Genomic DNA, 10,682 nt, shown 5'->3' with positions numbered 1-10,682 from the left:
GAACGCTTAGGGAGCCAGATGCAGGCCGTGAAAACGGAAATCGCCAGCTCTCCAAGAATTTAAAGAACATTGGGGGAAGAATCAGAGCCACCCAGATGAAAACAGACAAATGGTTTTACGAATTATTTTTATCCCAGCCAGGGATGTTGGCAGAATTAATCCCTGGTATTGATCCTGACTGGGAATTTGCCTACAGCGCCCCCGTCGTTAAGGAAAAGGAATTTCGCCTGGATGGTCTGTTTTTGCCTGTCACTGAAAAGCGCGGGATTCCAGTCGTGTTTGCAGAGACGCAAATGCAAGCCGATGAGCGGTTTTATGGTCGCTATTTTGCGCAATTATTCGTTTATTTGTACCAGTATAATGTTGACTGTGACTGGCGAGGACTACTGATTTTACGGAGTAGAGGACAAGGATTAGGTTCGGAATTACCCTATCAAGGTTTATTAGAGCAGCGGGTAACGCGACTGTACTTGAGTGACCTGAAAGACAGGTCAGACTTGAGTCCTAATTTGATGCTGTTGCAGTTGTTGACGACAGAGAAGCAGCGAAGTATGCAGCTCGGCCAAACCCTGTTGAAGACGGCAGAAACGGAGGCGGCATTTGACCGTCGATTGAGTTTGATTGAGACTATACTGACAAATAAATACCCAGATTTGACCCAGGAAATGATTATGGAAATTCTCGATCTGAAACAGACAGATATTACTCGTTCTCGCTTTTACCAAGAGATCATTGCTAAGGGTCTTCAAGAAGGTCGTCAGGAGGAGGCAGCAAATTTGGTGATGCGTCAGTTGAAACGGCGCTTTGGGGAATTATCTGCATCACAGAGCGAAAAAATTCGATGTTTATCTGTGGGGCAATTGGAGGAACTGGGCGAAGCGCTATTGGATTTTGCGGTGGTGGCTGATTTGGATGAATTTTTGGCGCAGGTGGATTAGGGGATTAGGAGCATGGATAAAATTGATATTTCTCCCAAGACGCTTTATTTAAAGGGTACAGTGCTTCAAGAATGTGTTACTGCTGATACTGTAGTCTAATTTTTTCAAAATGAAGAAAAACAGGACATTTTCTCACCGAGTTGTATATACGTCAGAAAGTCGCATTCGCCACCCATGGCAGTTGTTTCGAGAGATGGGGCGGGATTTACTGGCTTCTAGGGAGCTCGCATGGCGCTTATTGGTGAGAGATATTAGTGCTCAATATCGACAGTCTTTGTTTGGGGTGTTGTGGGCATTTTTACCCCCGATGATTACGGCGGCGGGGTTGCTGGTCGCGCGCAATGCTGGGGCGGTAAATATCGGAGAGACTGAAATTCCCTATCCGGCCTATGTAATGTTTAGTATGGCCCTCTGGCAGACTTTTGTGGAATCATTAAATGGTCCAATTGGGGCTGTGGGGGCGGCTAAACCAATGCTGGCAAAAATTAACTTTCCGAGGGAGGCGATTATTTTAGCTAAATTGGGGGAAGTATTTTTTAATTTTGGTATTAAGTTAATTTTGATCTTGGGTTTGTTTGTTTGGTTCCAGATTCCCGTGCCTTGGAGTATCTTGCTTGCACCAGTGGCTTTGATTCATTTAGTCATGTTGGGTACGGCCATCGGGTTGTTCCTGGCTCCTCTTGGGGCTTTGTATGGAGATGTGTCCAAGGCTATACCTCTGATTGTGTCTCCTTGGTTATTGTTGACACCGGTGATTTATCCGACTCCTAAGGAGGGATTGTTTGCTACGGTTGTTAATCTGAATCCGGTAACGCCTTTGTTGGTAACGACACGGGATTTAGCGACGAGTGGTATGGTTACTAACCCGGCTGGTTTTTGGGTTGTTAGTGGTTTGACGTTTGGGTTGTTACTAATAGCTTGGGTACTATATCGCCTAGCAATTCCGTTTGTTGTGGAGCGCATGAGTTCATAATTTATCCCCTGATTGTCTTTGTAGTTAATTTTATATCTATTACTAGCTATGACTTTGCTGACATCTCATCAAGACACTTTTGAACAATCACAAGATGACGAAGTTGTTTTATCGGTGAAGAATGTATCAAAACGGTTTTGTCGAGATCTGAAGAAGTCGCTCTTTTATGGGATACAAGATATAGCTGGCGAGATGTTTGGTGCCCGCCGAACAGATGTAGAGTTACGCAAGGGTGAGTTTTGGGCGCTGAATGATGTCAGTTTTGAACTGCGTCGGGGTGAGGCGTTGGGTTTGGTGGGGGCGAATGGAGCGGGGAAAACAACGCTGCTCAGGATTATTAGTGGCTTGATTAAGCCGGATCATGGTTCGGTAGAGGTTAAGGGGCGGGTTGCACCGTTAATTGCTTTGGGGGCTGGATTTAACCCAATTTTGACGGGGCGGGAAAATATTTATGTGAATATGTCGATTTTGGGGCTTTCCAAAGAAGAGATTGATGAGCGGTTTGATCAGGTTGTAGAGTTTGCCGAGATTGGGGAAGCCATTGATGCACCAGTGCAGAGTTATAGTTCGGGCATGGCGGCGAGGTTAGGGTTTGCTAGTGCGATTCATACAAAACCAGATATTTTATTGATTGATGAAGTCTTGGCGGTTGGCGATATGAAATTTCGAGCTAAGTGTTATCGACATTTAGCAATGTTAAGAAAAACTTGTTCATTCATTCTGGTTTCACACGACTCTAATGCGATTCTTGCAGTATCATCTTCTGCAATATATTTATCTAAAGGTAAGCTAATAACATCAGGAAAACCCAAAGAAGTTGTCAGTTTTTATGAAAATCAACTTTTATCAGAAAAAAAAGATAGTTTAAAGCAGTCCAGAGATGATAATCGTGAAACATCTAATCGTTTTCATGCGGACATTGCAAAAATTTTATCTATCGATTTCTGTGATCTAGAAGGAAATGCAATCAACAATAATATACGTTCTGGCTTACCCACAATTTTAAAAATTAAAATTCAGGCGAATAAGTTTTTGGAAGGGCTGAGAGTAGAGATTTTGATTCATGACAGAGCAAATATGAATCAGAAAGTTTTGCGACTTAGTTCTTATACTGACGAAAATGTTTTTACGCTTGATGAAGGCATTCATGAAATCAATTTATTTTTCCCATTTCTTTGCTTGAAAGAAGGATTTTACGATGCGAAAATCTATATCAGTCTCGAAGGACACTTCATATTAGATGTACTTGAATCGCACCAGTTTGAACTAAGAGAAAATACATCCCAGAATACGATTGATTCTTTATATTTTCAGCCAAGAGAATGGATTATACCTAAGTGATCATAAACTAAATATTTATAATGGAACTTAAATTATATTTAAAGAGATATCTATGGCTTAAAAAATTGAAACGAGCAGGAGTGAAAATTTCAAGTAAATGTAAGATTTTAGCACATAGTGGAATTTCAATTGGCTTTGCTACTGAAGTTCACTCTAACGTTACATTAGCTTGTTCTTACTTGAATTTTGATGATAACTTTTTGAATAATCCAAATGGTTCTATATCAATAGGTAGTAAATGTCTGATTCATAGTGGGTGCATAATTGCGACATATGGCGGTGACATAATATTATCAGATCAAGTTAGTCTCAATCCTGGAACTATTGTTTACGGTCATGGCGGTATCAGCATAGGTCAGATGACTAGAATAGCAGCCCACTGTACATTAATATCTGCCAATCATAATTTTGAAACAATAGATGTCCCCATTATGAATCAGGGCTTGTCTACAAAGGGAATTATTATTGAAGATGATGTTTGGATTGGAACTCGTTGTGTAATTTTGGATGGTGTTCGAATTGGTAAAGGCTCAGTAATTGCTGCTGGCGCCGTAGTCACGAAAGATGTAGCTCCGTATTCCATAGTGGCAGGAGTTCCAGCAAGATTGCTAAGGTTTCGGGATAAAAAAGGAGATTATCAATGTTAATCAGTACATTTAAAAAAGTTACTATTTTAGCAACTCCTCCTATACTGCTAAATATTTTTAGAAAATCAAAATTTATCTTTACTACTAGAGAAGCAGACACAGATATAGAGATTAATCAAGAAATCAAAAGGCTTCGTTCTATTCCAAGAAAAATTAAATGTGAGACTAATTTGCTTGGCAAAAAAATCATTAGTGTTGATGCAGCATCTGTTTTGCAAGTATATAATTGTTTTTTTAAACAAGAATATTGTAAATTTACCACAGATCTACAGACCCCAAGGATTATTGACTGTGGAGCAAATATTGGAGCTACTATATACTATTGGAAAAAGATTTTTCCTGATGCAGAAATTATTGCATTCGAGCCAGATCCAGAGATTTTTGACTTACTAAGTATCAACTGTAAGGAATTTTCTTCTACAACTCTTATTCAGGCAGGACTTTGGACTTTTGAAGGTGAACTAGAATTTCTAGCAAATGGTACTGATGGTGGGCATATTGCTGAGTTGGCAGAAGAAGTAACAGAAGACAAGGAGAAAATAACTATCCCTGTCAAGCGTCTTCGTGATTACCTTCAACAACCATGCAGTATGTTAAAAGTTGATATCGAAGGGGCTGAACTAGAAGTTTTACTTGATTGTAAAGACCTACTGCATAATGTAGAAAATATGTTTGTTGAGTATCACTCATTTATAGATAAACCTCAAAACCTTGGTAAATTCTTCTCTTTGCTAGAAGATGCAGGATTTAGAATTCATGTTCTTGACGAGAGTACTGCGCAACAACCTTTTATCTCTCGACCTGTGTATAATGCTAAAGACTTGAGATTAGATGTTTTTGCATTTCGTGAATGAATAATGTAGGTTTGTTTATTTCTAGGCTTATAAAAAATTATGTGAATTTATTAGATAGTGAACATCTCAGATAAATTGCGATCGCCTTCTATACCTAATTTGATACCCAGCCCCATTGACATTTCGTAGTTCATCGCAAGCCTAAAAATCGATAACCAATGTTGATGTCGGCAAATAGGCGATCGCCCTAATTTCAATCCTCTAATACTCCTTGATCTAGAAAAATCACGGAGTCCTTTAGTCAATATTCGAAAGCGTCACTACTGAAGTAACTGAATATGTATCCCTTAGATAAATTGCGATCGCTCTCAAAGCCAATAGCATTTGGACATTATAGTGCTAAAAACGATGTCGGTGGCGTTACATCTTGGTTAGAGAGGATGTTGCTACGTCTTCATAGTGATGGTGTTCCCGTTACCCTTTTGCTTCATCACTTCGGGAAAGATATAGAGGAGTCCAGCATATTGTCTCGCCTGCGTGATGCTGGAATTTCTGTTGAAATTGAAACGCGCTCATTATTTACTGAAGACGACGTTCGTGGCATACTCGCATTTCTCAACCGTCATCAACCGCAAATCTTCTTACCCCAATGTCTAGAATCAATGTATTACGCCGGATCTATTGCTGGTCGATTTGGTTTACCTTGGGCTTTGTCAATGAGGTCTGATGATCCTCTGTATTGGGCAATTGCTGAAATGGTTACCCCAGAAACCAGTGGAGGAATGCTGGTTGGTGTCTCAGAGTATATATGCAATTTAGCAAAAGAGAAACACTTAGCAAAATACACTTACACTGTTCCTTCTGGCACACCACTATCTCCTCATACAGCTTCTTTCTCTGACTCACCTTTTCGCGTCGCCTTTAGCGGTCGAGTGGTGGAAGAGCAAAAGCGCATTTCCTTAGTTTTAGCAGCTATGGTGCAAGCCTGCCGCCTTGACTCCCGCATTGAATGCTTAATACTAGGAGATGGGGCAGCGCGAACCACTTCCGAGGAATGGGTAAAAGCCCAAGGATTAGGCGATCGCATTCATTTTTTAGGTCGCTTAGAACCATCCGCAGTTCAAGCCCAACTTGCTCAATGTCAAGCCTTATTATTGATGTCCGATTATGAAGGCTTACCAGTGGCTTTACTAGAAGGGATGGCCAGTGGTGTTGTTCCTGTGGTGCGATCAATTCCCAGTGGTATTCCAGAAATCGTGAAGCATACCCAAACAGGGTTGTTAGTTGACGATACCCCGGAACAAGCCGCTACAGCGATTATTAATTTAGCCAATAACCCCGATTTATGGTTACGATGTTCTCTAGCATCAAAATTATTAATTACTCAAAACTATAGTGAAGAAGTTTGTTATCAACGCTGGTTGAATGTGATTGCTGAATTGAGCGATCGCTCTACCGTTCGTTATCCCATACCTATACCTAGAAAGATACCTCTGCCTCCACCCCATCCAGTTTTAGCTAGACGCGATCGCCGTAAACCTACCATAAGCGATCGTGTTTTTAGTAAAGTAAAGCGGCTGAAATCCAAAGTTCAGCATTTTATAATTGGCTAAAACTAACCCCAACTATTAATATTGTGACTGTTTCTACTGACCTCAAGATGTCCAAGTAATATGACCTTCAAAATTGCTTTTGTCTCAACAATGGCAGGTTTCCCCTGGGGTGGTTCGGAAGAACTCTGGTCACAAACCGCTATCTGGCTAGCTAGTCAAGGTCATACGATCAGTGCATCTGTCAGGGACTATCCTCAGCCCAGACCACAACTCACACAACTTCAACGCCTTGGTGTAGCAGTTAAAGTCCGTCGGTATATAGCACCCTCCCTATTAAGGCGAGTTTTTCAACGGTTGAAGCTGCTACAGCCGATTGACATGACCCACAGGTTATTTCAAAATTGGTTACTACAGATAAAACCCGATCTTGTCTGTCTATCCTCTGGTGCTATTACTGATATTGAATTTGAATATTTTGCATCAGTCTGTCTCGAACAAAGCATTCCTTTCGTTACAGTTGGGCAGGCAAATGCTGAAATATTTTGGACTGACTCTGAAACAGCACAAAGAAGCCGAAAAATATTTCAGTCGGCAATGCGGTGCTTTTTTGTCTCTCAAGGGAATCAACATTTATTTGAGAAACAAATTGCTACATCCTTAACTAATGCAGAAATAGTCTGTAATCCTTTTCAAGTCAACTATGATGCAGCCCCTCCCTGGACTGAACCAACAGAATCATCTCCCTGGCGACTAGCCTGTGTTGCTCGACTTGATCCCCGTGCCAAAGGTCAAGATTTGCTCGTCGATGTGCTATCACAGCAAAAGTGGCGCGATCGCCCGCTTCAAATCAGCTTATTTGGTTCCGGTCCGATGGCAACAACCCTAAAACAACTTGTATCTCAATATCAACTGGAATCAAAAATCAAATTTGCTGGCCATGTGAGTAACGTAGAAGATATTTGGCAGTCTCACCATGCTTTAATATTACCCTCTCGCTACGAAGGTTTACCGTTAGCACTGGTAGAATGTATGCTTTGTGGTCGTCCGGCAATTGTCACTGATGTAGCTGGTAACAAAGAGGTTTTAGATGATGGAGAAACAGGCTTTATTGCTGAAGCCCCAACAGTAAAACATCTCGATGAAGCCATAGAGCGTGCTTGGGAGCAAAGACACAATTGGCAAGCTATGGGGCAGTTAGCAGGCGAACGTATTCGCCAGAAAGTACCTCGCAACCCTGCGGTTGATTTTGGTCAACGTTTGCTGAAAATTGTTCTACACACGAAAAATCATAAATAAATAATACTATGTATTTTTATTTGAGTATAATTATTTGCACTCACAACCCCCGACAAGATTATCTTGCAAGAGTATTAGAGGCATTAAAAAAGCAAAGTTTATCTTTGGATAAGTGGGAACTGCTGCTAATAGATAATGCGAGTGATAAATTGCTTGCTTCAGAAATTGATCTGAGTTGGCATCCGCATGCACGTCATATTCGTGAAGATGAAATTGGGCTGACCCCGGCACGCTTGCGGGGTATTGAAGAAGCAAAAGGTAAAATACTTGTTTTTGTTGATGATGATAATTTATTACTACCAAATTATCTGGATGAAGCTTTAAATATTCTGACAAAGATGTCATGGCTAGGAGCCATTGGAGGGCAAATTATACCTGAATATGAAGTATCACCTCCTGAATGGTTGCTTCCTTATGAGCGTGTACTTGCTATTAGACGAGTAGATAAACAGAGATGGTCAAATAGTATTGACGATTGGCAATCTCAACCTTGGGGAGCAGGGTTAGTAGTGTATAAAGAAGTGTGCGATCGCTATCTCCAAAATCTTTTGCATAACCCTAACAGACGAAATTTAGATCGTAAAGGTGATTTATTGATTAGTGGTGGAGATACCGATATTGTTCTGACATCACTGGAACTAGGAATGGGATTTGGTGTGTTTCCAGAGTTAGAGGTAATACACTTGATTCCTGAACGTCGGATGACTGAAAAATATATTTTGCAACTTTTTAGAGGGCTTAGTACTTCTCGCTTACTTTTGCCCTATTTAAGGGGAGAACCTTTACCTCCCAGAAGGGAACGGCAATCGTTTTATGCTGAGTTGCGTCGCTTTTATCATTTTCTCAAAACACCCAGAATAGTAAGGCGCATTGAGGAGTCTGCAATTGCTGGAGAAGGTGATTTTGAACGGATTATTAGTGATTTAGAAGTCGGCTTATAAAATTTCTCATGGAAAAAGGTTTCTATAAAAGTTTATTTGAAGACATACCACCGCCGCCACCTTCAGCCCTTGGGTTTAAACCATCTAATTTGTCAGCACGACAAGCTGAGGCACATAGGCTATCGCAACTGATGAGTGAAAAAAAGCCATTTTGCTTTTTACGAATGGGGGACATGGATCTGGCCTATCTTCTCGCAGCTCAAGAAGGTAAACTGAGTGAATATCAAGAGGATGAAAATCGAGTTAGTGGAACATTACACTATGGAAGCCCAGGAATTGGACTAAATTATGCTACTCGATTGCAAAATGCTTTCACATACGGAGATTATGTCGATTTTCATGAACGGCTTTACCCGATGGAACATTGGCTACCTCGCCTGAATTTACTTCGGCCAGAGCATCTCTACCGAAATCCAAATTGGGAAACCTCTTATCTATCTCTCACTTGGTTAGAGTATGAATTTAAACAGTATTGTGAAGGTTGTCGGGTGGGGATTGCTGGTGCAGAAGCTCGCTTGTTAGAGTTGTTAACCAAAGAACCAAGCTGGCAAGAAGCAGCTAAACCTTTTTGGCCTTCTCAGGCTGAAGTTTATTTTCATCAAATTCGAGAAGATGGACGTAATTTAGACCGCAATTTAGACTTAATTAAAGAGGATCTTGTCCAATTCATTCAACACAATCAACTAGATACACTTTTTCTTTCCCTTGGAGTGGGGCAAAAATTCTTTGCTATGAACTCTCAAGAGAACAGAATATTTGTGCTTTTGACTTTGGCTCAATGCTGCGGGCATTAACATATAGTGCTTGTGATGGTAATCGAGCCACCAGATCTACTCATTCACCTTTTCTTTTTCGTGTTTCTTTTGATGTTTTGATGACGGCTTTGGAAGAAGCTTTTCCGTCTTTAACTTCAGAAGAATTATTGGCAAAAGCTCACGCTCAATTAATTTTAGAAGTGCAATGTAAAGAAATAGGATGGACTCATACTGCGTGGGAATATGATTTATCAAAAGATAACAAATATTGGTTTCATCAAGGTTATAAAAATTATGTCCGTCGATATAATGATTTGAGATATCAATCCTGTATTTGTCAGAAAGAAACAAAGAATTTTCTTCACTTTTGTGGTATTAATGATTTGACTCTGGAGGGACGTATTTATTACTTTTTATTTCGTATTCAATCTCGTACTCGTAATTTTTTCAAGCAAACTACTAAAATGAAAAAATACTTTTAAAAACATTGAACTGCATTAGTTGCAAATAACATTAAACATTTATTTAGAGATGACAATGATAAATATGATTACTCCTGGTGCTTTAATTTATAAATTAAAAACAAAGTTTGGGCATGGACTTGATACAGCTTACTATAGAGATTTGTTTAGAAAAAAAATTCTGGATACTGCTCCCATTACTAGAACCGATTCTAAACTTGCTGAGGTTCATACTTTAACTTCCAGCAAAGATTGTCTCAATACGATATGGTCTTTAAAAAGTTTTTATGTTTTCTCTGAGGAAAATTATGCCTTGTGTATTCATGATGACGGAACTTTAAATGATCAGGATAAATTAGAAATTTTAAAACATTTTCCTAATGCAAGATTGATAGAGCGCACTATGGCTGACAGAGAAATATATCAAAAGCTTCAATCATATCCCTCAGCATTAAAAATGAGAGAAAATAATCCTTTTTCTCTCAAAGTGTTTGATTTTACATACTTCTCCAATACAGATAAAATTTTATTCATTGATAGTGATATCCTCTTTTTTGCTAAACCAACTGATTTAATTGAACGCATTAATAATTCCAATTATAAGTTAAACACTTTTAACAAGGATTGGAATTATGGTTATAGTCCAGATATTGAGAAAATTGCGAAATATATAAATTTTGAATTAATACCTTACATTAATACTGGCTTGGGATTAATCCATAAAATTTCCATGAGCTTTGAAAAATTAGAACATTTTTTGAGTATTCCTGGTATTCAAGATCATCCTTATGGTGGTCGTGCAGAACAAACGCTGATTGCACTTTGTTCTAGTGAATATGGATTTGAGTTTCTTTCTAGTGATTATGATGTTAACATAGAAAAAATAACTCCTACAGATAGCCCTTGTCGCCATTATGTCAGTCCCATCAGGTACTTAATGTACAAAGAAGGATTAAAAAGACTTGAGCAAAGAAAATTTTTAA

The 10,682-nt window shown here is 39.5% G+C and carries 11 protein-coding genes; all 11 read left to right on the top strand.

The window, feature by feature from the left end:
- Positions 1-938 (top strand): DUF2887 domain-containing protein (locus tag AACR41_RS00720; protein ID WP_223209981.1); only part of this gene is annotated, 938 nt, incomplete at its 5' end.
- 109 nt (positions 939-1,047) lie between these two features.
- Complete coding sequence (locus AACR41_RS00715; protein ID WP_045442623.1) at positions 1,048-1,911, top strand: ABC transporter permease; 864 nt, start codon at positions 1,048-1,050, stop codon at positions 1,909-1,911.
- 48 nt (positions 1,912-1,959) lie between these two features.
- Positions 1,960-3,252, top strand: a complete 1,293-nt coding sequence (locus tag AACR41_RS00710) for an ABC transporter ATP-binding protein (protein WP_030008248.1) — start codon at positions 1,960-1,962, stop codon at positions 3,250-3,252.
- Positions 3,253-3,272: 20 nt separating this feature from the next.
- Positions 3,273-3,899, top strand: a complete 627-nt coding sequence (locus tag AACR41_RS00705; protein WP_084150040.1) for an acyltransferase — start codon at positions 3,273-3,275, stop codon at positions 3,897-3,899.
- Positions 3,893-4,753, top strand: a complete 861-nt coding sequence (locus tag AACR41_RS00700) for an FkbM family methyltransferase (RefSeq protein ID WP_052349739.1) — start codon at positions 3,893-3,895, stop codon at positions 4,751-4,753. Before AACR41_RS00705 ends, AACR41_RS00700 begins: the two co-directional genes overlap by 7 nt.
- 278 nt (positions 4,754-5,031) lie before the next feature.
- The gene (locus tag AACR41_RS00695; protein ID WP_084150039.1) at positions 5,032-6,306 is read left to right on the top strand and encodes a glycosyltransferase family 4 protein; all 1,275 of its coding nucleotides are present in this window, start codon (positions 5,032-5,034) and stop codon (positions 6,304-6,306) included.
- A gap of 60 nt (positions 6,307-6,366) precedes the next feature.
- Positions 6,367-7,542 carry a glycosyltransferase gene (locus AACR41_RS00690; protein ID WP_030008244.1) on the top strand — a complete coding sequence of 392 codons (1,176 nt, stop codon included), beginning with the start codon at positions 6,367-6,369 and terminating at the stop codon, positions 7,540-7,542.
- An 8-nt stretch (positions 7,543-7,550) separates the two neighbouring features.
- Positions 7,551-8,483 (top strand): glycosyltransferase, encoded by a 933-nt coding sequence (locus AACR41_RS00685; protein WP_030008243.1) that lies wholly within the window; start codon positions 7,551-7,553, stop codon positions 8,481-8,483.
- 8 nt (positions 8,484-8,491) lie between these two features.
- A complete protein-coding gene (locus tag AACR41_RS00680; protein WP_152551040.1) occupies positions 8,492-9,277 on the top strand; it encodes a hypothetical protein in 786 nt (261 codons plus the stop codon).
- Entirely contained in the window at positions 9,262-9,720 is a 459-nt protein-coding gene (locus tag AACR41_RS00675; RefSeq protein WP_152551039.1) for a hypothetical protein, read from the top strand. Before AACR41_RS00680 ends, AACR41_RS00675 begins: the two co-directional genes overlap by 16 nt.
- 64 nt (positions 9,721-9,784) lie before the next feature.
- A partial coding sequence (locus AACR41_RS00670; RefSeq protein WP_030008240.1) for a hypothetical protein occupies positions 9,785-10,682 on the top strand: 898 nt, incomplete at its 3' end.

It is taken from the genome of Picosynechococcus sp. NKBG042902, assembly GCF_963864045.1.
Taxonomy (GTDB): Bacteria; Cyanobacteriota; Cyanobacteriia; order Cyanobacteriales; family MRBY01; genus MRBY01.
This window is presented reverse-complemented; position numbering and strand designations above follow the sequence as displayed.

Coding starts and splice junctions, on each gene's coding strand:
- AACR41_RS00680 (WP_152551040.1), top strand. CDS start 8,492: ATGGAAAAAGGTTTCTATAAAAGTTTATTTGAAGACATACCACCGCCG.
- AACR41_RS00705 (WP_084150040.1), top strand. CDS start 3,273: ATGGAACTTAAATTATATTTAAAGAGATATCTATGGCTTAAAAAATTG.
- AACR41_RS00710 (WP_030008248.1), top strand. CDS start 1,960: ATGACTTTGCTGACATCTCATCAAGACACTTTTGAACAATCACAAGAT.
- AACR41_RS00715 (WP_045442623.1), top strand. CDS start 1,048: ATGAAGAAAAACAGGACATTTTCTCACCGAGTTGTATATACGTCAGAA.
- AACR41_RS00690 (WP_030008244.1), top strand. CDS start 6,367: ATGACCTTCAAAATTGCTTTTGTCTCAACAATGGCAGGTTTCCCCTGG.
- AACR41_RS00700 (WP_052349739.1), top strand. CDS start 3,893: ATGTTAATCAGTACATTTAAAAAAGTTACTATTTTAGCAACTCCTCCT.
- AACR41_RS00685 (WP_030008243.1), top strand. CDS start 7,551: ATGTATTTTTATTTGAGTATAATTATTTGCACTCACAACCCCCGACAA.
- AACR41_RS00675 (WP_152551039.1), top strand. CDS start 9,262: ATGCTGCGGGCATTAACATATAGTGCTTGTGATGGTAATCGAGCCACC.
- AACR41_RS00695 (WP_084150039.1), top strand. CDS start 5,032: ATGTATCCCTTAGATAAATTGCGATCGCTCTCAAAGCCAATAGCATTT.